The organism is Sphingopyxis sp. CR5 (assembly GCF_059693785.1).
The window spans coordinates 90,494-110,717 of sequence record NZ_JCATIE010000010.1 but is presented as its reverse complement, the minus strand read 5'-3'; the positions used below and the strand labels follow the sequence as shown (position 1 = coordinate 110,717).

The 20,224-nt window shown below is 65.8% G+C and carries 22 protein-coding genes; 12 read left to right on the top strand and 10 right to left on the bottom strand.

Annotated elements, in window-relative coordinates; all coding sequences use genetic code 11:
• The first annotated feature begins 2 nt into the window (after nucleotides 1-2).
• From trbJ to AC58D2_RS15845, 7 genes are all read left to right on the top strand, one after another.
• Nucleotides 3-755, top strand: coding sequence for a P-type conjugative transfer protein TrbJ (trbJ, locus tag AC58D2_RS15875; protein WP_058454881.1), 753 nt, complete (start codon nucleotides 3-5; stop codon nucleotides 753-755).
• 135 nt (nucleotides 756-890) lie between these two features.
• Nucleotides 891-2,198, top strand: coding sequence for a P-type conjugative transfer protein TrbL (gene trbL, locus AC58D2_RS15870; RefSeq protein ID WP_058454880.1), 1,308 nt, complete (start codon nucleotides 891-893; stop codon nucleotides 2,196-2,198).
• Nucleotides 2,199-2,201: 3 nt separating this feature from the next.
• Nucleotides 2,202-3,044, top strand: coding sequence for a conjugal transfer protein TrbF (trbF, locus tag AC58D2_RS15865; protein ID WP_058454879.1), 843 nt, complete (start codon nucleotides 2,202-2,204; stop codon nucleotides 3,042-3,044).
• Complete coding sequence (gene trbG, locus AC58D2_RS15860) at nucleotides 3,041-3,892, top strand: P-type conjugative transfer protein TrbG (protein ID WP_171127516.1); 852 nt, start codon at nucleotides 3,041-3,043, stop codon at nucleotides 3,890-3,892. The genes trbF and trbG overlap by 4 nt, the downstream gene beginning before the upstream one ends.
• Complete coding sequence (locus tag AC58D2_RS15855) at nucleotides 3,889-5,127, top strand: TraB/TrbI/VirB10 family type IV secretion system protein (protein WP_058454877.1); 1,239 nt, start codon at nucleotides 3,889-3,891, stop codon at nucleotides 5,125-5,127. Before trbG ends, AC58D2_RS15855 begins: the two co-directional genes overlap by 4 nt.
• On the top strand, nucleotides 5,120-5,332 hold the full coding sequence (locus AC58D2_RS15850) for a DUF2274 domain-containing protein (RefSeq protein ID WP_058454876.1): 213 nt from the start codon (nucleotides 5,120-5,122) through the stop codon (nucleotides 5,330-5,332). The genes AC58D2_RS15855 and AC58D2_RS15850 overlap by 8 nt, the downstream gene beginning before the upstream one ends.
• 4 nt (nucleotides 5,333-5,336) lie before the next feature.
• A complete protein-coding gene (locus AC58D2_RS15845) occupies nucleotides 5,337-5,570 on the top strand; it encodes a helix-turn-helix domain-containing protein (RefSeq protein ID WP_051035681.1) in 234 nt (77 codons plus the stop codon).
• Between the two features lie 246 nt (nucleotides 5,571-5,816).
• Here AC58D2_RS15845 and AC58D2_RS15840 read toward each other — a convergent pair whose 3' ends face one another.
• From AC58D2_RS15840 to AC58D2_RS15825, 4 genes are all read right to left on the bottom strand, one after another.
• Nucleotides 5,817-6,719 (bottom strand): FAD:protein FMN transferase, encoded by a 903-nt coding sequence (locus AC58D2_RS15840; protein ID WP_497391987.1) that lies wholly within the window; start codon nucleotides 6,717-6,719, stop codon nucleotides 5,817-5,819.
• Between the two features lie 68 nt (nucleotides 6,720-6,787).
• Nucleotides 6,788-7,618 carry a DUF4198 domain-containing protein gene (locus AC58D2_RS15835; RefSeq protein WP_497391985.1) on the bottom strand — a complete coding sequence of 277 codons (831 nt, stop codon included), beginning with the start codon at nucleotides 7,616-7,618 and terminating at the stop codon, nucleotides 6,788-6,790.
• 19 nt (nucleotides 7,619-7,637) lie between these two features.
• Nucleotides 7,638-8,168: a DUF2271 domain-containing protein gene (locus tag AC58D2_RS15830; protein WP_497391983.1), complete on the bottom strand. Its 531-nt coding sequence runs from the start codon at nucleotides 8,166-8,168 to the stop codon at nucleotides 7,638-7,640.
• An 11-nt stretch (nucleotides 8,169-8,179) separates the two neighbouring features.
• Nucleotides 8,180-8,821, bottom strand: coding sequence for a PepSY-associated TM helix domain-containing protein (locus AC58D2_RS15825; protein ID WP_497391981.1), 642 nt, complete (start codon nucleotides 8,819-8,821; stop codon nucleotides 8,180-8,182).
• Nucleotides 8,822-9,134: 313 nt separating this feature from the next.
• Between AC58D2_RS15825 and AC58D2_RS15820 the strand changes: the two genes are divergently transcribed.
• From AC58D2_RS15820 to AC58D2_RS15810, 3 genes are all read left to right on the top strand, one after another.
• Nucleotides 9,135-11,441, top strand: a complete 2,307-nt coding sequence (locus AC58D2_RS15820; protein ID WP_497391979.1) for a catecholate siderophore receptor Fiu — start codon at nucleotides 9,135-9,137, stop codon at nucleotides 11,439-11,441.
• A gap of 76 nt (nucleotides 11,442-11,517) precedes the next feature.
• On the top strand, nucleotides 11,518-12,195 hold the full coding sequence (locus tag AC58D2_RS15815; RefSeq protein ID WP_497391977.1) for a Fe2+-dependent dioxygenase: 678 nt from the start codon (nucleotides 11,518-11,520) through the stop codon (nucleotides 12,193-12,195).
• Nucleotides 12,196-12,214: 19 nt separating this feature from the next.
• A complete protein-coding gene (locus AC58D2_RS15810) occupies nucleotides 12,215-12,904 on the top strand; it encodes an energy transducer TonB (RefSeq protein ID WP_497391975.1) in 690 nt (229 codons plus the stop codon).
• A 1-nt stretch (nucleotide 12,905) separates the two neighbouring features.
• On the opposite strand, the gene AC58D2_RS15805 is transcribed toward AC58D2_RS15810, so the two are convergent.
• Nucleotides 12,906-14,378 carry a helicase HerA domain-containing protein gene (locus AC58D2_RS15805; protein WP_497391973.1) on the bottom strand — a complete coding sequence of 491 codons (1,473 nt, stop codon included), beginning with the start codon at nucleotides 14,376-14,378 and terminating at the stop codon, nucleotides 12,906-12,908.
• Nucleotides 14,379-14,487: 109 nt separating this feature from the next.
• Here AC58D2_RS15805 and AC58D2_RS15800 point away from each other — a divergent pair, with 109 nt between their 5' ends.
• The gene (locus tag AC58D2_RS15800) at nucleotides 14,488-14,748 is read left to right on the top strand and encodes a hypothetical protein (RefSeq protein WP_497391972.1); all 261 of its coding nucleotides are present in this window, start codon (nucleotides 14,488-14,490) and stop codon (nucleotides 14,746-14,748) included.
• 21 nt (nucleotides 14,749-14,769) lie between these two features.
• Here the strand turns inward: AC58D2_RS15800 and AC58D2_RS15795 are convergent, their stop codons facing one another.
• From AC58D2_RS15795 to aguB, 3 genes are all read right to left on the bottom strand, one after another.
• A complete protein-coding gene (locus tag AC58D2_RS15795) occupies nucleotides 14,770-15,108 on the bottom strand; it encodes a hypothetical protein (RefSeq protein ID WP_497391970.1) in 339 nt (112 codons plus the stop codon).
• Between the two features lie 99 nt (nucleotides 15,109-15,207).
• Nucleotides 15,208-15,870: an FABP family protein gene (locus tag AC58D2_RS15790; protein ID WP_497391968.1), complete on the bottom strand. Its 663-nt coding sequence runs from the start codon at nucleotides 15,868-15,870 to the stop codon at nucleotides 15,208-15,210.
• A 23-nt stretch (nucleotides 15,871-15,893) separates the two neighbouring features.
• Nucleotides 15,894-16,745: an N-carbamoylputrescine amidase gene (gene aguB / locus AC58D2_RS15785; protein ID WP_497391966.1), complete on the bottom strand. Its 852-nt coding sequence runs from the start codon at nucleotides 16,743-16,745 to the stop codon at nucleotides 15,894-15,896.
• A 158-nt stretch (nucleotides 16,746-16,903) separates the two neighbouring features.
• Between aguB and AC58D2_RS15780 the strand changes: the two genes are divergently transcribed.
• A complete protein-coding gene (locus AC58D2_RS15780; protein WP_497391964.1) occupies nucleotides 16,904-17,245 on the top strand; it encodes a hypothetical protein in 342 nt (113 codons plus the stop codon).
• 288 nt (nucleotides 17,246-17,533) lie between these two features.
• Here the strand turns inward: AC58D2_RS15780 and AC58D2_RS15775 are convergent, their stop codons facing one another.
• Together AC58D2_RS15775 and AC58D2_RS15770 are read right to left on the bottom strand one after the other, a co-directional pair.
• Nucleotides 17,534-18,517, bottom strand: coding sequence for an agmatine deiminase family protein (locus tag AC58D2_RS15775; RefSeq protein ID WP_497391962.1), 984 nt, complete (start codon nucleotides 18,515-18,517; stop codon nucleotides 17,534-17,536).
• Between the two features lie 11 nt (nucleotides 18,518-18,528).
• Entirely contained in the window at nucleotides 18,529-20,223 is a 1,695-nt protein-coding gene (locus AC58D2_RS15770) for a M28 family metallopeptidase (protein WP_497391960.1), read from the bottom strand.
• Nucleotide 20,224 lies beyond the last annotated feature (1 nt).

Genomic DNA, 20,224 nt, shown 5'->3' with positions numbered 1-20,224 from the left:
CCGTGCCCCGTATCCCTATCCGCAAATATGCGTGCCTCTCTGCTCTCGCGCTCGGCGCCGTCGGCTCGCTCGGTATCGGCATCGCGTTGACCTCGACGCCCGTCGCGGCCCAGCTCAGCGTGTTCGATCCATCGAACTATTCGCAAAACCTGCTCACCGCCGCGCGCACGCTCGCCCAGATCAATAACCAGATCCAGAGCCTCCAGAACGAAGCGCAAATGCTGATCAACCAGGGCAAAAACCTCACCAGGATCGATTTCCCGCAACTTCAGGAGCTTCGCCAGCGCCTCCAGCAGATCGACCAGCTCATGGGCCAGGCGCAGGGCGTCGACTTCCGCATCGATCAGCTCGACGAGCGCTTCCGCCAGCTCTACCCGCAGGAGTTCGATCAGGTGTTCCGCCGCGATCAGCGTGTGGCTCGCGCACGCGATCAACTCGATACCGCAATGTCCGCGTTTCGCCAGACGATGGGGGTCCAGAACCGCATCGTCGACAACGTACGGAGCGACACGCAGGCGCTCGCCGACATCGTCGCGCGCAGCCAGGGCGCGGAAGGCTCGCTTCAGGCGCAGCAGGCCACGAACCAGCTTCTCGCGCTCACCGCCAAGCAGCAGCTCCAGCTTCAGCAAATGATGGCGGCGCAGTTCCGGGCGGAATCGGTCGAGCAGGCGCAGCGGGGCCAGATCGCGCGCGAGGCACGCGAGTCAACGCGCCGCTTCCTCGGCGACGGCAAGGCTTACACGCCACGCCAATGAGCTGAGGCAGGCGAGGACCGCGCCCCCAGCTCCCCCCGGTCCGAACCTGTCTCGTCGCGGGGGCCGTAGGGCTTGCCCCTCTCATGGCCGCCGGTCCCCGCGACACCTTTCAACTTCAAGCAGGAACCCGCCCATATGGATGACCTGAATGTCATCGATCAGTTCATGGAGGCCTTCGCCTCCTACATCGACAGCGGGTTCGGCCTGTTGGGCGGTGACGTCGGTTTCCTGACCACGATCCTGATCGGCATCGACATCACTCTCGCCGGGCTGTTCTGGGCGCTCGGCGGCGAAGACGACGTCATCGCCAAGTTCCTCAAGAAGATCCTCTATGTCGGCGTCTTCGCCCTGATCCTCAACAGCTTCTCGACACTGTCCGATATCATCTTTCGCAGCTTCGCCGGCCTCGGCCTCACCGCAGGGGGCAGCGCGATTACGGCTGACGATTTATTGCGACCCGGCAAGCTGGCCGGGACCGGCTTCGAGGCAGCATGGCCGCTCCTCGAGCAGGCGAAGGAGTTGGTTGGCCCGATCGCCTTCTTCGACAATTTCATCGAGATCGCCGTGCTGGTGATCGCCTGGGTCGTCGTCATCGCCGCCTTTTTCATCCTCGCGATCCAGCTTTTCATCACAATCCTCGAATTCAAGCTCACTTCGCTCGCCGGCTTCGTGCTCGTGCCCTTTGCGCTGTGGAACCGCACGTCGTTCCTCGCCGAACGGGTGCTCGGGAACGTCGTCAGTTCGGGCATCAAGGTCATGGTGCTCGCGGTCATCGTCGGCATCGGCTCTAACTATTTCGCCGACTTCACCAGTGCGATCACCGGCGACGAGGTGTCGATCGAACAGGCCGTGTCGCTGATGCTCGCGAGCCTCGCGATCTTTGGCCTCTCCATCTTCGGCCCGGGAATCGCATCCGGCCTCGTCGCCGGCGCGCCGCAGCTCGGCGCCGGATCGGTGATCGCCACTACCGCGCTTGCCGGCGGAGGTCTTGCGATGGCAGGCGCTGGCGCCGTCGGCGCGGCACGCGGTCTCGCGGGGGCCGGTCTCGGCGCGATCCGCGCCGGTACATCGATGGGGTCTGCCGCATCCACCGCCTACAAGCTCGGGCAGGAAACCTCGGGCTCGACCAGCGTCGGCGCGGGCCTCGGCGGCGTTGCGACCGCCATGCGCGGCGCGGCTGCCAACCGGATGAGCGGCGGTCTCGGCGTTAGCGCTGCCGCCGATCGTGGGCAGCGCGCCGCATGGGAAGCAGGAAGCACCCGTGCCGGCGGCGGCGCCCCCGCAGCCGCGCCGACAGGCGCAGCTGAAGGAACACCCGCCTGGGCGCAGAAGCTTCATGCCAGCCAGAATGCTCGCCACCGCCGTCAGATGGCGATCCACGCAATCCAGGGCGGCGACCGCGGCGGCGCTGGCGCCACTCCAGACATCAAGGAAAGGGACTGAGCGATGAAATTTCGACGCGCATTGCAGCGCTATGGGCGAACGCCCGAACCCGAGACACCCTACCAACGAGCGGGCCAGCTTTGGGATGAGCGTATCGGCTCGGCTCGCGCACAGGCGAAGAACTGGCGGCTGATGGCCTTCGGCGGCCTGTTCCTGACCACTGGTCTGTCGGGCGCGCTGGTCTGGCAATCGATGCAAAGCCGCGTCGTGCCCTATGTGGTCGAGGTCGATGCACTCGGGCAAGCACAGGCCGTCGCGCCTGCCGCCAAGGACTATCGGCCGACCGATCCGCAGATCGCATGGTTCCTCGGCCGGTTCATCACCGGCGTTCGAGCGCGCTCGCTCGATCCGGTATTGATGCGTGAAAACTGGCTATCAGCCTATGATTTCGCGACCGAACGTGCGTCACTGTTCCTCGGCGAATATGCCCGCACCTCCAATCCGTTCGCCGATGTCGGGCGCAAGACGGTTTCGGTGCAGGTGACGAGCATCGTCCGCGCGTCAGATACGAGCTTCCAGGTCAAATGGACCGAGCAGCAATATGAGCGGGGAAGCCTCGCCAGCACGTCACGCTGGACGGCGATGCTCACGGTGAAGATCAAGCCGCCGCGCTCGGCCGATGTGCTCCGAAAAAACCCGCTCGGTCTCTATGTTGACGCGATCGACTGGAGCCGCGAACTGGAAACGCCGCAGGACCGGCCACCTTCGCCGCAACCATCGGCCGTGCCCGATCCCGCACAATCACTCCCGGTCGCGCCGCCCGCCGACATTCCGCTGGGCTCGCCGCTCGATCCGACCCTTGCTCAACCCGCAGCCGCACCATCCCCCGAAAGGACCGACCAATGATCCGTGCCCTCATCCTGGCGGCGAGCGCGATGGCGCTTGCCATGCCCGCCGCTGCGCAGAGCCGCGAACCCGCGTCACCGACCGCGCGCGTCACTGCCGCCAACCGGGCGGCACTGCGCGAGCCGTCGAGCGCGGGATATATATATGCCGTCCAGGTCTATCCCTGGGCGGAAGGCGTGCTCTACCGGCTCTATGCCGCGCCCGAGCGCATCACCGACATTGCCTTGCAGCCGGGCGAAACGATTGTGTCCGTCGCCGCCGGCGACACCGTGCGCTGGACTGTCGGCGATACCACCAGCGGCATCGGCAAAAGCAAGCGCGTGCACATCCTCGTCAAGCCGTTTTCGGCGGGCCTACGCACAAACCTTGTCATTGCTACCGATCGCCGGACCTACCATCTCCAGCTCGAAAGCACGCCCGCGACCGCGATGGCGGCGATCTCCTGGACCTATCCACATGACGAGCTGATCGCGCTCCGGCGTCAGCGGGATGCAGCCGTGGCGGCGACGCCGATCGCGTCGGGCCTCTCGGTCGAAAGCCTCAACTTCAACTATGCGATCTCGGGCGACAAGCCGGCCTGGCGGCCGCTGCGCGCGTTCGACGATGGGCGGCAGACCTACATCGAGTTCTCGCCCGCGATCGCCGTGGGTGAGGCGCCCCCGCTGTTCGTGATTGGCGAGGATGGCGAGGCCCAGCTCGTCAACTATCGCGTCGCCGGCCGCTATTATGTGGTCGACCGCCTGTTCGGTGTCGCCGAGCTGCGCCTTGGCGGCAAGAAACAGCAGATTGTCCGTATCACCGCCGCCCAGCCGAAGAGCCGGCAGCGCAAGGCCGGGAGGGGCGCGTGACCGATCCAACCGCTTCTTCCGCGCCGATCGCGGCGCCCAAAGCCGACCCCGAAACGCTCGTTCTGCGCGCGGCGCCGGGCCGCGTCACCCGTTTTCGCCGCGGTGCGATCGTCGCCATCGCTGCCGCCGGCTCGACCGCGATCATCGGCGTCGCCTGGCTGGCGCTCAAGCCCGCGACCCTGAGCCTGATCGCACCAAGCGATGAAAAGCTGGTTGGCGCGAAGGCGCCGCCTGATGCGCTCGCGGGCGCGCCGACGAGCTATGGCGACGTGCCGAAGCTCGGGCCACCGCTTCCCGGTGATCTCGGGCGGCCGATCCTCGAGCGCCAGCGGCAGCTTGGCGGGATGGTTCCCCCTGACCCCGCTGCCGATGCGGTGAGCCGGGCCGCGCAGGAAGCCGAAGCCGAGCGCCAGCGCATCGCCGCTGAGCAGAAGGCCGCACGCGAGTCTGGCGTCATGCTGCAATTGGCGGGCGGCGGTCGCGCCGCCGCCCCTGCACCGGTGACTACCGATGCAAGTGTTCCGCCAGCATCGGCCGAGACTGCCAAGCCGCTCCTCGACCCTGACCGAGATCCTAACGCCCAGGGGCGCAAGAACGAATTGGTCGGCCGCGCCAATCGCGACGACGACATCAATCCGCACGCGCTGGCGCAGTCCGTATCGCCTTGGATCTTGCAGGCCGGCAGCATCATTGCCGCGAGCCTCATAACCGGGCTCAACTCGGATCTTCCCGGGCTCGTCACCGCGCAGATCACGGAGAACGTCTATGACAGTGTGACCGGGCGCGGTCTGCTCATTCCGCAAGGATCGCGGCTGATCGGCAGCTACGACAGCGTTGTAGCGTTTGGGCAGAGCCGTGCGCTGGTCGTCTGGCAGCGGATCATCCTGCCCGACGGCTCGTCGATTCGTATCGACAATGTGCCGGCGACCGATACGCAGGGCTATGCGGGTCTGTCCGACCGGATCGACCGGCATACTTGGCAGCTTCTGAAGGGCGTCGCCCTGTCGACATTGCTGGGCGTCGGCACTGAATTGAGCTTCGGCAGCACCGAAAGCGACCTTGTCCGGGCGATCCGCGAGTCAGCGCAGCAGAGCGGCGCGCGCGCCAGCGATCAGCTCGTCACGCGCAATCTCAATATCCAGCCGACCTTGCGCGTTCGCCCCGGCTGGCCGCTACGGGTGGTCGTGCACAAAGACATCATATTGCCCGGACCCTGGGGAGGCCGTCATGGCTGATTTGAAGCTGCCAAGGCTGCCCGATCGGACGCCGGTTAAGATCACGATCAACGTCATGCCGGATCTCATCGAAGCGCTGAACGACTACGCCGAGGCCTATGAGGCGGCCTACGGCCGACGCGAGTCCGTACCGGACCTCATTCCATTCATGCTTAGCGGCTTCCTGGCGAGCGACCGCTCGTTCAGCCGGGCACGTAAGAAATAGTCCGATGTCGGCCCGGCAGCCTGCAACGAATGGCGACGACGCGCCCCCGATTGGGCCGATAAGCGTTCGCATTCCCGACGCAGTACGGATGACGGGGCTCAGCAAATCCAAGATCTACCAGCTCATCGCTTCCGGCGACATCGAGGCAGCCAAGGTCGGCCGTGCAACCGTGGTGTTTGTCGATAGTCTGCGGTCCTTTCTGCGATCACACTGTAAACAGCCGCGTTCTCGGGCGTAGCAGGGATCGCGCATGTCGGCCTGTCGATATTTCGGCACGGCCTGTCGCGAAGGGGTAAAATTGGGGGTGGATTGAGCGGAATTATCGGCACGACGATCAAGAACGTTGTTATAAATCAGTATCTTATGTTTTTCGTGTGAATCCCTCCTCCGCTACCAACCTTCCAGACATCGATCGCCTGCATGCACCCGTCATTCGTCCGGCGACGCCGGTTCGTGCGCGATCGCATCGACCAAGACGTCGGGTTCAACCGAGCATGTCGCGCCACGCCTGCGACAGATACTCCCGCTCGTCCACGATTGCGCATGCGGCGAGGCCATGCTCGTCCGCGCATCGCATCGCCGCGTCGGCGCCCATCACCGTCAGCGCGGTCGCCCACGCATCGGCCAGCATGCAGCTGCGATGGACGACCGTGACCGAGCGGACGCCGTGGACGATCGGCCAGCCCGTTCGCGGGTCGAGGCTGTGCGAAAAATGTCGTCCATCGACCGCAAAGCCGCGCCGATAGCTGCCCGATGTCGCAATCGACAGGTCGTGGAGCGCGACCCGATAGGGTTGCCGGGTGACATCGGGGGGCGTTTCGACATCGACCCACCAGGGCTGGCCGTCCGGCCGCAGGCCCTCGCCGCGCAATTCGCCGCCGACCTCGATCAGGAAGTGGCGCACGCCCGCCGCGAGAAGCCACTCGGCGGCATGATCGACGCCGAAGCCCTTGGCGATCCCCGAAAGATCGAGCATCGCACCGGCCGATCGGCGCGCGCGCCGGGTGTCCGGGTCATAGTCGATGACGCGGTCGTCACGCCGCGCGGCATCGAGCGGGCCGGCGCCGGGGACCGCCGCGACGGCGCCCGCGGCGCCGAATCCCCATAATTCGGTCAGGCGGCCGAGGCAGGGATCGAACGCGCCGCCGCTCGCCCGGGCGACGTCGAGCGCCGCGCCGAGTACCGTTGCGAATTCGTGCGGCAAGGCCCGCCACGCGCCGGGCGCGGCCCGGTTGAAGCGCGACAGGTCCGAATGTGGTTCCCATTGGCTCATCTGGGCGACGACGCGGTCGAGCGCCGCCTGGACGCCGTGCGCGGCATGCGGCGGCGGCGCGACCGCTTGCAGCGACCAGCTCGTGCCCATGGTCTCGCCGCCAAATTGCTGCACCGGCGCCGCCGCATCGCGCGTGGCGAAGGCGGCGGGCGTCAGCGCGAGGGGGATCAGGACGCGGTCGCTCAGGGCGCAAGCACTTCGAGCGTGGTCATGTAGCTTGCGCGGCGCGAGGGCGCGGCATCGTCGTCGCCTTCGCCGCGCGGACCGCGCGGGGTCGATACGTTGAGCCAGTACATGCCGGGCTCTGGCCAGGTGATCGAAACCTTGCCCTCGGCATCGGTGGTCAGGTCGATCTGGCCGAGCTGGTCGCGATAGCGGATGCCGCCGGGAATGACCGTGACGGGCAGGGCCGACGCCGGCTTGCCGTCGAGCAGGAACTGGAAGCTGGCGCTTTCGCCGGCATAGAGGTCGTTCGGATGGGTGATCGGGACAAGCTCTATCCCCTTGCCGGTCGGCTTGAACAGTGTGGTGGTCGGTTCGCCGACCGTCACGAAGACTTCGTTGCGGCTGCTCGCCGCCGCGGTCTGGACGTTGGTCGCCCCGGCGGGAAGCTTTTCGGCGAGATTGGCGGCGTCGGTGCCGCGCGGCAGGCGCTCGCGCTTGCCGTTCAGTTCATAGCTGCCGGTCAGCGAGTCCGACACCGATGCGATTCGCCAGGTCCCTTTCTGCGTCAGGTGGACGTCGAACGTGCTGCGATAGCGCCCGGTCGCCGCATTTTCGATCGGCGCCTCGCTGCCATCGGGTGCCCAGGCTTTCACATGGTCGAGGCGGAGCGGAAAATGCTCGAAATAGAAAAGGTCGTTCGACACCGCGGCATCGACCGTGACCCAGACGTCGTCGCCGGACAGAACCGTCGCGGACGGCAGCATCCACTGCCGATGCGCCTGGGCCGGAACCGCGGCGAGGATGGCGAGGGCCGCGGTCGCGGCGATACCCAGGATATGCGTCTTCATCGTCTTGCCCCTTCGTTGGTTAGCGGAATGCAATCGAAACGGTGCCGAGTTCGTTCGAACCCGCGGCCTTGCCGCCCGCGCCGGGCGCGGCGGGCCAGGTGAACGGGATGCGCAGCAGTTCGCGTCCGCCGACTTCGCGCGCGGCCTCGATCACCAGCGTATATTGGCCGGGCGCCACCGCACCGAGCTGGGCGCGGGAGAAGCTCACCTTGTGCGTGCCGGGCGCACGCGTCGCTCCGGTGATGCCATTGGCGGGGAAGCGCATCGACCGGCCCGAGGCGCGCCACCACTGGCGCACGTCGCGGAGCCATTTCGTGCCCTCGCCATTCTTCATGTCATGGTCGTACCAGACCGCTACGGTCTTCGCCTTGCCGCCATCCTTTTCGACCCAGATCGCCACATAGGGACGGTGATATTCGGCCACCTTCAAGCGCGGGATCGTGACGGTGACGTCCATCGTCCCCGGCGCGGCGGCAAGCGCCGGCGCGGCGACCAGCGCGCCAAGGCCGGCGGCGCAGGCGCCAAGGGAAACAATATGGGGATCGGGCATCGGAGTCCTCCTTAATGAATGAAGAAAATCGCGAGGGCGGCGGGCAGGATCAGCCCGGCGCCGACGATCGGCCAGGTGCTCTTGCGCTTTGCCGCGTGCAGTTGGAGCAGGAACAGGCCGGTTATCGCGAAAACCAGGCACGCGGCCGCGAACACATCGATGAACAGGCTCCATACGGCGCCCGAGTTGCGCCCCTTGTGCAGGTCGTTCAGATAGGAGATCCAGCCGCGGTCGGTGACCTCGCCGGTCGCTTCGCCGGTTGCGCGATCGATCGCGACCCACGCATCGCCGCCCGGACGCGGCGCCGCGAGATAGGCCTCGTCGGTCGACCATTCGGCGTCGGCGGCGGCGCTGACGGGAAAATGATCCTCCACCCACGCCGCGACGGGGGCGGGAAGGGGGGCGTTGCCGCTATCCGGCGCGCCCTGCATCGCGCGCATCAGCGCGGGCGGCAGCTGCGCCTTATGCTCGGCGCTGACCGGCGCCGCTTCGATATCGGCGGCGTGGTTGAGGGTGAAGCCCGTCACGGCAAAGAGCAGCAGCCCGACGAGGCTGAGCGCGGAACTCATCCAGTGCCACATATGCAGTTGTTTCAGCCAAAAGGCTTTGCGGCTCTTGCGCGCCTTTGGCTGGATGGTGCGGGGTTGATGCATGGAGATGGTCGGATCCGATGGAGGTGAGCGCCAGTATCGCGAATGATTCGCAAATACAATCCCTATCCTCGTCGCAGGGCTAAATTCCACTCTACGCGGTTCGGATTTGCTCATCTCCTTTCGCGCCACGCAAGCCATCCGGTCCAAGAGTGATATACATAAAGCATTAAAAAACCGTGATAAAAGTCAACTTTGGTTTGTGCTCCTGATCTTTTTTGCTGCGTTGCGTCGAAAATCGGCTTGCAATTTATGCGAGTGACTCGCAATAGCGCACCCGCTACACAGGCTCTCATCCACAGAACAGGGGGAATAAATGTCATTCTTGCGTTTGCGCGAATCCATGTCGGCGGCGGCTCCGGCCTATCTGGCGCTCACCTGCTTCGGGCTCGCCGCGTCGCCCGCCGCGGCGCAGGATAGCGGCGACGCCGCGAAGCCGCCCATGCTCGGCGGCGTCACCGTGACCGACACCGCGATCGACGAGGATGGCTATAAGGTCGACCGGTCGTCTTCCCCCAAATTCACCCAGCCGCTGCGCGACACGCCGCAGACGATCCAGGTGATCGACAAGCAGCTGTTCAACGAACAGGGGGCGACCACGCTGACCGAGGTGCTCCGCAACACCCCCGGGGTCGGCACCTTCTATGCCGGCGAGAACGGCAACACCACGACCGGCGATTCGATCCGCATGCGCGGTTTCGATTCGTCGGGCAGCATCTTCGTCGACGGCATCCGCGATCTGGGATCGGTTTCGCGCGACATTTTCAACACCGAAGCGGTGGAGGTTCAGAAAGGTCCGGCCGGCACCGACAACGGCCGCACCGCGCCGACCGGTGCGATCAATCTGGTCAGCAAGCGCGCGACCCTCGAAAGCGCGCTGTCGGGCACGCTGTCGGTCGGGGTCGACGGGCAAAAGCGGATCACCGCCGACGTCAACCAGACGCTGGGCGGCCTCAGCAACAGCGCGCTCCGGTTCAACATGCTGTGGCAGGACAGCGACGTTCCGGGCCGCGACCATGTCAATAACCAGCGGCTCGGCCTCGCCGCCTCGCTCGGCATCGGCCTCGACACCCCGACCCGCGCCTATCTGAACCTGCTCTATGTCGATCAGGACAATATCCCCGACGGTTATGTTCCCACGATCGCGCTTCCCGGCTGGGAGCCGCAGGCCGGGCAAGAGGCACTGGTCGGCAATCCGGTGGATTCGGAGAATTTCTACGGCACGCGTAAAGATCACGACGATGTGCAGGCGAAGATGGCGACGCTGATCATCGAGCATGATTTTTCGGATAGCGTGCGGCTGTCGAATGTCGCGCGGGTCGGCCAGACGACGCAGGACTATCTTCTGACCGCTTTCATGTCGACGGGGGCCAACATCACGGGCAATCCCGCGAATCCCGATGACTTGTCGGCCTATACGATGACGCGCGGCAACCCCACGATCCGCGAAGCGACGAACCGCATCCTGACGAACCAGCTCAACCTGCGGGCCGATTTCGCGACCGGGGCGATCGAGCATAATCTGAGCGTCGGCGCCGAGATCACCGGCGAAAAGCAGGTCATCTACGGTCATAGTTCCACGGGCACTCTGCCGGTGGCAAATCTCTACAATCCCGACTGGAACGACACGAGCGATTACACCTATTCGCGCAACGGCGCGGCCGGACGGGGCAAGACGACCACGCTGGCGTTCTATGCCTTCGATACCGCCAAATTCTTCGATGGGTTGTTGCTGGTGACCGGCGGCATACGCCTCGATCACTACAAGACGACCTATTTCAACACGGCCGTCTGCAACAACGGCACCGGCCGCGGGGCCGTGCCATGCGGAACCGCCCCCGTTGGATCGATCGTCACCACCGCCGATCTGAAGGCCAAGGACACGCTGTTCAACTGGAAGCTCGGCGCCGTGCTCAAGCCGGTCGAGCCACTGAGCCTTTACGTGAACTATGCACTGTCGCAGCAGCCTCCGGGCGGCGAGGCCTTCACGCTGGCGACCGGCAACAGCGCCAACAACCCCGACTTCCTGCCGCAAAAGGCCAAGACGATCGAGGCCGGCGTGAAGTGGGACGTGCTCGACGGCGCGCTCGCGCTCAACGCGGCGATTTTCCAGACCAAGGTGCTGAACGAGATCAATGCGTCCGACCCCTCGGACATCCAGAGCGGGTCGAAGCGGGTGCGCGGCGTCGAACTGTCGGTGGTCGGAAACATCACCGACGCCTGGTCGATCTCCGCCGGCTACGCGCATCAGAAGACCAAGGTCACGAACGGTAACGGCATCGCGGCCGACGGCAGCGACGGCTTGACCTATGCGCCCGACGACAGCTTCACGTCCTGGACCAGCTATCGCACCCCGTTCGGTCTCGAAATCGCCGGCGGCGTCCGCTACACAAGCGGGATGCGGCGCGGAACCGACGGCGCGGCCGGCACGCCGCCGCACACGCAAGGCTATACGGTCGTCGACGCGCTGCTCGGTTATGCGGTCAACGATAATTTCAAGCTGCGCGTGAACGCCTATAATCTGTTCGACAAGGACTATGTGGCGGCGATCAACAAGAGCGGCTATCGCTACACGCCGGGGCAGCCGCAAACCTTCCTGTTCAGTGCCGACTTCGGTTTCTAGGCGGCGCGCGGACCAGCGGCCGGGGCGGGAGGCATGCCTCCCGCCTTTGCCGTGCGAGATTTAGGGAGAAACCGGGATGTTGCTGCATATACCGAACGTCCTGACGGCGGATGAAACCGCGGAGTTCCGCCGCCGTCTCGACGGCGCCGACTGGACCGACGGGCGCGAGACGGTCGGGGCGCAGGGCGCAAAGGTGAAGCGCAACGAGCAATTGCCCGACGCATCCCCGGAAAAAGCCGAGCTGGGCGCTGCGGTCCTCGCCGCGCTGAAGCGCAATCCGACCTTTTTCGCCGCAGCCTTGCCGGGCCGGATCCTGCCGCCGCGCTTCAATCGCTACGCGGGCGGCGGCGAATATGGTTATCACGTCGATGGCGCGGTGATGCACCTCGCCGACGGCCAGCACTTGCGCTCGGACCTCTCCTGCACGCTCTTCCTCAACGATCCGGGCGATTATGACGGCGGACGGCTGGTCATCAGCGACACCTATGGCGAGCATGAGGTCGCCTTGCCCGCCGGCGACGCGATCCTTTATCCGTCGAGCAGCCTGCACCGCGTCGAACCGGTGACGCGCGGCGCGCGGCTCGCCTCTTTCTTCTGGATACAAAGCCTCGTGCGCGATGCGGAATCGCGACGGATGCTCTTCGAACTCGATACGTCGATCCAGAAACTGACCCAGGATGGAGCCGATGACGATGCTGTCCTCCAACTCACCTGCATCTATCACAACCTCCTCCGCCGCTGGTCCGAAACGTGACGCGGGCGAGGGGAGGCCGATGAAACACACGCCCTATCCTGCCGGCTTCACGCGCCCGCCGCCGGCGGCGGCGAGCCGCTACGGCGACGACCGGCGGCCGAACCTGCCCGCGGCGGGCGTCGCGGCGGCGCTAACGGGACTGCTGCTGCTGGCCCTTGTCCAGACCGGCTATCATCCCAGGCGCGTCGAGGCTGCCGAACTGGCGGTCGTGAACCTGTCGGTCGCGCCGCCGCCCGCCCCGCCGCCGGCACCGCCGCGCGAAACGCCGCCACAGCCCGATACGCCGGTGGTCGCACCGCGACCGCTGGTGGCGGTTCCCAACAGCGCGCCCGCCTTGCTGACCTCTCCCGAACCGGTGCCGCCGCCGCCGGTTGCGATCGCAGTCCCGCCGGCGCCGCCCGCACCGCCCGCGCCTCCGGCGACGGTGCAAGCCGACGATCTGGGCACACGGATGCTGTCGGGGGCGCCGCCGCGCTATCCGCGCGAAAGCCGCCGCCACCGCGAACAGGGCACCGTGGTGCTCGCGCTGACGCTCGATGTCGATGGGCATGTGGCCTCGATATCGGTCGCGCGGACCAGCGGCTTCGACCGGCTCGACGAAGCGGCGTTACGCGCGGTACGCCGGTGGCGCTGGGCGCCGACGATGCGTGGCGGGCAGGCGGTGCGGGTGAAGGGCCTCGTCGAGATCCCGTTCGTCCTGCGCGGCTAGCCTATTCGGCTTCGGTGCTCAGGCCGAGCTGCGGAATGCCGATCGATCGCCGGCCGCCGAAGTCGGATCGCACGACGATCGCGCCCTGCCGCTCCATATAGTCGATCAGGCGGCGTATCCGTCCCGGCGAGCGCGTACCATAGGTCCGGCCAAGCGCGTCGTCGTCGGGGCAGGGATCGCCGTCGATCGCGGCGCGGGCGATCAGCACGAAAGGGGCGAGCATATCGTCGGGCAGCGCCTGCGCTGCGGCGAGCAGATCCTGCCAGCGCGGCTCGCCCGGATCGAAGACCCCTCCCTTGGCGAGCGCGAAGCGGCGGCGGAAAGCCGTCAGGTCCAGCGGCGGCCGCGCAAGCCGCTGCATCCGGCAGCGGACCGAGAAATCCTGATAGAGCACCGATTCGGTCTGGAACGCCGCGTCGGGGTCGGCCAGCATGTTGCGCAGCGCGGCGACCACCACCGCTTCGCCGTCGATCGCCGGACCCTCGGGGCGCTCGGCCGGGGGGGCGGTCTCCGCCGCATCACCCGCGTCCTCGCTCTCGGTTGCCGCGATCCGCTCCATCAGCTCGCCCGCGGCGAGCGGCGCGGGTTCGCTCGTGGCCGGCGGACGCGGCGGCGCCTCGTCGAGCGTCGCGAACAGCATCGACTGCATATCCTCGGGCTCGGCATCGGGAAGCGGCAACAGGCTGTGGGTGCCGCCGCGCGAATGGGTGCTCGTCGAACCGATGCGCACCGCGACCGGCCGCCGCGCGATCGCTGGCCCCAGGCCCAGGAAACAGCCGCGCTCGAGGTCGCGGATCTGTTCCGCCTGCCGCCGTTCCATGCCCAACAGGTCGGCGGCACGCGCCATGTCGATGTCTAGGAAGGTCCGCCCCATCAGGAAGTTGCTCGCCTCTGCCGCGACATTCTTTGCCAGCTTCGCCAGGCGCTGCGTCGCGATCGCGCCCGCAAGCCCGCGCTTCCGGCCGCGGCACATCAGGTTGGTCATCGCCGACAGGCTCGCGCGCCGGACCGCATCGGCAACGTCGCCGGAGGTGGTCGGAGCGAACATCTGGGCTTCGTCGACGACGACGAGCGCCGGAAACCAATGCTCGCGCGGCGCGTCGAACAGCGCGTTCAGAAAGGTGGCTGCACAGGTCATCTGCGCTTCGATCTCGAGCGTGTCGAGGCTCAGGATCACCGACGCGCGATGTTCGCGGATGCGCGCGCCCATCGTCGCGATTTCGCGCTCATTATAGTCGCCCGCATTGATGACGACATGGTTATAGGCATCGGCCAGCGTAACGAAATCGCCCTCGGGATCGATCACGACCTGCTGGACCAGCCCCGCGCTCTGTTCGAGCAGGCGGCGCAACAGGTGCGACTTGCCCGACCCCGAATTGCCCTGGACCAGCAGACGCGTCGCGAGCAGTTCCTGGATGTCGACATGGACCGCCTTGCCCGCGGTGTCGGTTCCGATTTCGATGCTGTGATTCACCCCTCCGCACCTATCGACGCCGCGCGGCGCTGACAACCGGAAGACCATTGGCGACGGGCCGCCGGCGAGGCGCTTTGCCGTGCGCCCTCATATCGTCTACGGCGCGCGCATGAACTTCGACGACCAGCTCTTTCGCTATTTCGGTACGGCCGACATCGGCGCGGTCCCCCCTGCGGCTTTCGAGGCGGGAACCGAGCGGATGCTCGTCGACTTCGGGCTCGAATCGAACCCCAGCCGGCGTTTCGCGCTGTGGACGTTGATGTACATGCTCGGCGTCGCGCCCGATCTGGACGTTGCGTTCAAGGACGCCGCGACGCGCGATGCGGCGCGCGATTTCATGGATATGGTCGACCGCGCGGCAGGGGATTGACCGGCGCGCGCGGCGCGGCGGTCAATGGGCGGCGTCGGCGTCGAAGGCCTCTTCGAGGTCGTGGATTTCGCCGACCGGTTCCTTGGGGCTGCCGCAATGCGGGAAGATCGCGTCGAGCCGGCGGCGCAGCGTTTCGTCGAACAGCGTCTGGTTCGAAATGCGCGCCTGCGACAGCGTCAACTCCATGCGGATCGAATCCTTGATCCGTTCGAGCGCGGGCGCGTCCAATATCCCGACCTTCAGCAGTTCTTCGCAAAGCTGGATCAGACCTACGGTCGTCGCATGCGCGCGCAGGCCCAGAAAATCGATTGTGCGGTGCAATTCGCGCGCGCCGGCCGCGCGCTGCTCCATATTGCTCATAATCCGTCTCCCTCACCACCCGGGCGCGGCGCCGGTCCAGTCGACCGGTCGTATCTGCGCGTCGGTGCTTAGGAGCTTAAGTGTATCGGCGGGGCACTGTCAAATGCCGCCTTGCGTCGAGGCTGTTCCGCGGACGATCCTGGCCCAGGGATTGAGGTCGGGTTCGGCAACCTTGGTCAACCGGTTGCGGTCGCGGTGCAGGAAAGGTTCGGCCTGTCCCTTCACCACCAGGGTCGTGTCGGAAACATAGCTCCATGTTCCATCATCGTGGAAATCGACGGTAATCCGATAGCTGTCGGTCCGAAAGGCGAGGTCGAGAAAGCTCGTCGAGCAGATGCCATATTCGGTTTGTCCGCGGTCGGCCTTCAACTCCAGTCGCCGCGCGTCGGGTTCGGCATGCCCCGATGCGATCGCGATCTGGCCGCGCGGGATGGCGAGCGTCTGGAGGATCAGGCCGGTGGCGGGTTCGTAGAGCCAATAGCCCACCTGGTCGTGAAAGGTGATTTGCTCTTCACGCGTGTTGACATGCAGGTGATAGCGCAGACCGTAAAAGAGCTGCGGCCCGTTCGGTTGCGCGTCGATCGGCTGCATCTCGATCCGCTCATAATAATCGCGCGTTTCCGGCCCGTCGGCCTTGGGATTGATATCGACGCCATGCTGGCCTTCCCAGATACCGGCAAGGCGCCGGAGCGGCCCCAGCCGGCCCAGCGTTTCGGGGTCGATATCGTCGGGTTCGGTGAAAATGTCGTCCGGTATATTCATCGCGTGGCCCCCCGCTTCCTCAATCAGATATCCTCGACCAGCCGGCCATAGAGTTGCGGGCGGCGATCGCGGAAAAAGCCCATGCCCGCCCGGTGCTTTGCCGCGCGGTCGAGGTCGATCGTTTCGATCAGCACACCCGTCTCCCCGGCGCCGAACTCCTGCGTCAGGTCGCCCCATTCGTCGCTGATGAAACTGTGGCCGTAAAAGTCGGCGTCGCCCTCTGTCCCGATCCGGTTCGCGGCGATCACCGGCATGCAGTTGGACACGGCGTGGCCCTGCATCGCGCGCCGCCACATGCGGCTGGTGTCGAGGTCGGCGTCATAGGGTTCGCTACCGATCGCGGTCGGATAGAACAGCAGTTCGGCGCCCATCAGCGCCATCGCGCGCGCGCATTCGGGATACCATTGGTCCCAGCAGACGCCGACGCCGATCCGCGTCCCGAACATGTCCCACACCCTGAACCCCGTGTTGCCGGGGCGGAAATAATATTTCTCTTCATAGCCGGGCCCGTCGGGGATGTGGCTCTTGCGGTACGTCCCCATGATCGCGCCATCGGGGCCGATCATCGCGAGCGTGTTGTAATAATGCGGCCCGTCCTTCTCGAAGAAGCTCGTCGGGATCGCGACCCGCCGCTTTGCCGCCAGCGCCTGCATCGCGACGACGCTGGGATGCTCGGCGGTCGGGTGCGCGGTCGCGAACAACTCTTCCGCCTCGACCTGACAGAAATAGGGGCCTTCGAACAGCTCGGGCGGCAGCACCACCTGCGCGCCCTTGTCGGCCGCGTCCTCGACCAGCGCGGTCACGGCGTCGATATTCGGCTGGACGGGCCCGGGCAGGGGAAGCTGCAATGCGGCGACGGTAAGGGTGCGGGTCATGAGGCGGATATAAGCGCGTCGGCGCATCTTGCCACCGCAAAAGCGGAGATTCGGCTCACCGAGCGGCGGAGCAGGCGCGACCATCGGGGACGGCTAACTCGCGATCGTCCGTTTGCGACCATCATAGCTGTCACAGAATTTATTGGCTAAGCTTCGGCATGTTTTGGTGGGATTGGAACTCGAAACGAAAATTCTCGGTGCTCGGCTTGATGCTCGCCATCGCCGCGACGCCTTGGTTGTTCCTTGGGTGGTTCCCCGGCGAAATTGGGGCACTGGTTGGCGGAACCGCCTTTCTAATGATCCCTCAATTGGTCGGCTGGCTGCTGCTCATTGGCCTAAGAACTGGTCGTATGCCAGTGGCGTATGGAGGAAGCGAGGATCGAGCGAGTTCTCCTGTCGCATTCTGGATTGCCGCCGCGATGTATGCCGCACTACTAGCCTTGGCGATTGGGTTCATCCTGACAGTGATAGCGGACGTCATAAAGGATGGTCTGTACTGACCGCTTTCCACCCCAAATCGGACATCCGCCGCAAAAACCGCTGTCCTACATTATCCGGCTGTGCCAGCCTTCGTCACGACTCTTTCGACAAGTGGATAAAAGCGGTCAACGTTCACGCATGCGAACGGAAGCCGGCGCGGCAGGTTCGCCGAACGCGGGCTCGCAAGGCTGAACTTTGCTGAACTTTGAAACGGCGACGCCGACCTAGCCCGCGACGGCTGAAGGCGGCAAGGGCAACAGGCCGCGCCAGACCCGCCGATCGCGTGTGCAGGACGCCGTCCGCGTGCCTCAGGCCGGGAGTTGCTGGCTCGAGCAATGGAAGCTGCCCCCGCCGGCGATAATCCCCCTTGCCGGGATGCCGACCGTGCGGCGATCCGGAAACAGCGCCGCGAGCGCATCGACAGCTTTCGCGTCATTGGCGACACCGTAGGTCGGGACCACGACCGTCGTGTTGCCGATGTAGAAATTCATGTAACTCGCGGCGGCGATCTCCCCCCCGATTTCCACGCGGCCGGGCGAGGGGAGGTCGATCACATCGACCCCGCCAAAGGCCGCCGCGCGCGCGCGGGCGTCGGCATAGACATGGGCGTTGGGGTCGTCGTCGCCCTCGGCCACCGGCAGCGCGATCCGGCCTTCGCCGACGAAGCGCGCCAGATTGTCGACATGGCCGTCGGTATGGTCGCCAACCAGCCCGTCGCCGAGCCACAGCAGGCGATCGATGCCGAGCGACTGGTGCAGCCGCACCGCGATATCCGCGCGCGTCAGCGACGGATTGCGGTTGGGATTGAGCAGGCAGTCCTCGGTCGTGACGCACAGGCCGCGACCGTCGACATCGATCGCGCCGCCTTCGAGCACCCAGTCCTGCTCGTCGACCGGCAGGCCGCTTTCGAGGGCGAGCGCGGCGCCGACCTCCTGATCGCCCGGCATGACGAATTTTTCGCCCCACCAGTTGAAGCGGAAGTTGCGCGCGCGCCGCGCCGCGCCCGTTCCGGCAATGATCGGCCCGGTATCGCGAAGCCAGATATCGCCGAGCGGCTGGATCAGGATGCGGACGCCCGCATCGACGAGCGTCGCCGCGATTGCGGCCTGGCGCTCGTCGTTGACGACCAGCCGCACCTCTTCGCCGCGGCCGCCGTCGTGGACCGCGTTGGCAAAGGCGGCAACATCGCTGCGCGCGGAGTCGATCTGTCCCGCCCATTCCTCGGCGAGGTGCGGGAAGCCGATCCACACGGCCTCGTGCGGCGCCCATTCGGCCGCCATGCGCAGCGTCATCGGCGTCGCCCTTAGCGGTCGGCGCGCGATTTGTCGCGGGCGGCGCGGAATTCGTCGCCCTCAACCCAGTTCGGCCAGCTTTCGGTCGACGCCAGCATCCGGCCGGCGGCATAGAAGAGCTTCAGGTCGGCAAGCATGCCATCCCAGTTCTTGATCGCCGCATATTCGTCGCTCGGCGCATGATAGCGGTTCGTCTCGTAATCCTCGGCGGCTTTCCGGCCGGCCTCCTTGCCGCCATCGACGAGATCCTCGCCGGCGCCGAAGTTGAAGAAGGGCACGCCGCGCTTCGCGAAGCTGAAGTGATCCGAACGGTAATAGAAGCCCTTTTCGGGCGTCGGTTCGTCGACGATCGTCACGTCGGCCGCCTTGGCGATCTTTTCCAGATAGGTATCGAGCTGCGATTTTCCGCGGCCGACCACGACGATATCTTTGGCGGGGCCATTGGGGTTGAGCGCGTCCATGTTCACGCCGCCCACCGTCTGGGCCAGCGGGAAGATCGGGTTCGCGGCATAATATTCGGAACCGAGCAGGCCCGATTCCTCTGCGGTCACGGCCAGGAAGACGATGCTGCGGTCGGGCGCGCCGGCCTTCTGATACGCCTGCGCGAGCGTCACCAGCGCCGCCGTGCCGGTCGCATTGTCGACCGCGCCGTTGCAGATGTCGTCACCGTTCACCGGGCTGCAGCGGCCGAGATGGTCCCAATGCGCGGTATAGAGGACATATTCGTCGGGATGCGTCTTGCCGGGCAGAATGCCGATGATGTTGTGCGACAGCTTTTTCGAAATCTCGTTGTCGAAGCTGAGCGAGGCTTTCACGCCGGCAAGCGGGACGGCCTTGAAGCCCTTTTTGCCCGCGGCTTCGCGCAGCGCGTCGAAATCCTGCCCGGCACTTGCAAACAGCGCCTTTGCCTTGTCGAGCTGGATCCAGCCGTTCGCCGCCGTCTGGTCGGCGCCGCCGTCCGCCTTCTCTGCCAGATACTGGGTGCCGGTGTTGCTGCTTTCCACGACGTTCCAGCCATAAGCGGCGGGTTCGGTGTCGTGGACGATCAATGCCGCAGCGGCCCCCTGCCGTGCGGCCTCTTCATATTTGTAGCTCCAGCGACCGTAATAGGTCATCGCGCGGCCGTTGAATTCGCCCTTGGCTTCCTTGGTCTGCCAGTCGGGATCGTTGACCAGGATGACGACCGTCTTGCCCTTCACGTCGAGCCCGGCATAATCGTTCCAGCCCTTTTCGGGGGCGTTGATGCCATAGCCGACAAAGACGACGTCGCTGTTCTTGATCTCGGTTTTCGGCTGCACGCGATAGCTGAACGCGACATAGTCCTTCGCATATTGCAGCGTGACCGGCGACTTGCCGCCGGTGAAGGTGAGCGGGGTTGCGTTCTTCGCGGTGATTTCGACCAGCGGAACGTCCTGGGTCCACTTGCCGTTGTTCCCGGGCTTCAACCCCGCCGCCTCGAACTGGCCGGTCAGATAGGCGATCGTCTTTTCCTCGCCCTTGGTGCCGGGTGCGCGGCCCTCATAGGCGTCCGACGACAGTTCCTTCGTCACGTCCTGAAGCGTCTGGAGCGACAGGTCCGGGAACTCGACGTCGGGCAGCACCGCCACCGCGTCGGTCGCGCTGGTGGGGGTCGTCGTGTCGGCGTTGCAGGCCGTGACCCCGACAAGGACCGCTGCGGCCGCGGTGGTTCGGAAGAAGCGAAGCATG

Coding starts and splice junctions, on each gene's coding strand:
- trbL (WP_058454880.1), top strand. CDS start 891: ATGGATGACCTGAATGTCATCGATCAGTTCATGGAGGCCTTCGCCTCC.
- trbF (WP_058454879.1), top strand. CDS start 2,202: ATGAAATTTCGACGCGCATTGCAGCGCTATGGGCGAACGCCCGAACCC.
- trbG (WP_171127516.1), top strand. CDS start 3,041: ATGATCCGTGCCCTCATCCTGGCGGCGAGCGCGATGGCGCTTGCCATG.
- AC58D2_RS15850 (WP_058454876.1), top strand. CDS start 5,120: ATGGCTGATTTGAAGCTGCCAAGGCTGCCCGATCGGACGCCGGTTAAG.
- AC58D2_RS15845 (WP_051035681.1), top strand. CDS start 5,337: ATGTCGGCCCGGCAGCCTGCAACGAATGGCGACGACGCGCCCCCGATT.
- AC58D2_RS15835 (WP_497391985.1), bottom strand. CDS start 7,618: ATGAAGACGCATATCCTGGGTATCGCCGCGACCGCGGCCCTCGCCATC.
- AC58D2_RS15830 (WP_497391983.1), bottom strand. CDS start 8,168: ATGCCCGATCCCCATATTGTTTCCCTTGGCGCCTGCGCCGCCGGCCTT.
- AC58D2_RS15825 (WP_497391981.1), bottom strand. CDS start 8,821: ATGCATCAACCCCGCACCATCCAGCCAAAGGCGCGCAAGAGCCGCAAA.
- AC58D2_RS15820 (WP_497391979.1), top strand. CDS start 9,135: ATGTCATTCTTGCGTTTGCGCGAATCCATGTCGGCGGCGGCTCCGGCC.
- AC58D2_RS15815 (WP_497391977.1), top strand. CDS start 11,518: ATGTTGCTGCATATACCGAACGTCCTGACGGCGGATGAAACCGCGGAG.
- AC58D2_RS15810 (WP_497391975.1), top strand. CDS start 12,215: ATGAAACACACGCCCTATCCTGCCGGCTTCACGCGCCCGCCGCCGGCG.
- AC58D2_RS15800 (WP_497391972.1), top strand. CDS start 14,488: ATGAACTTCGACGACCAGCTCTTTCGCTATTTCGGTACGGCCGACATC.
- AC58D2_RS15795 (WP_497391970.1), bottom strand. CDS start 15,108: ATGAGCAATATGGAGCAGCGCGCGGCCGGCGCGCGCGAATTGCACCGC.
- AC58D2_RS15790 (WP_497391968.1), bottom strand. CDS start 15,870: ATGAATATACCGGACGACATTTTCACCGAACCCGACGATATCGACCCC.
- aguB (WP_497391966.1), bottom strand. CDS start 16,745: ATGACCCGCACCCTTACCGTCGCCGCATTGCAGCTTCCCCTGCCCGGG.
- AC58D2_RS15780 (WP_497391964.1), top strand. CDS start 16,904: ATGTTTTGGTGGGATTGGAACTCGAAACGAAAATTCTCGGTGCTCGGC.
- AC58D2_RS15775 (WP_497391962.1), bottom strand. CDS start 18,517: ATGACGCTGCGCATGGCGGCCGAATGGGCGCCGCACGAGGCCGTGTGG.
- AC58D2_RS15770 (WP_497391960.1), bottom strand. CDS start 20,223: ATGCTTCGCTTCTTCCGAACCACCGCGGCCGCAGCGGTCCTTGTCGGG.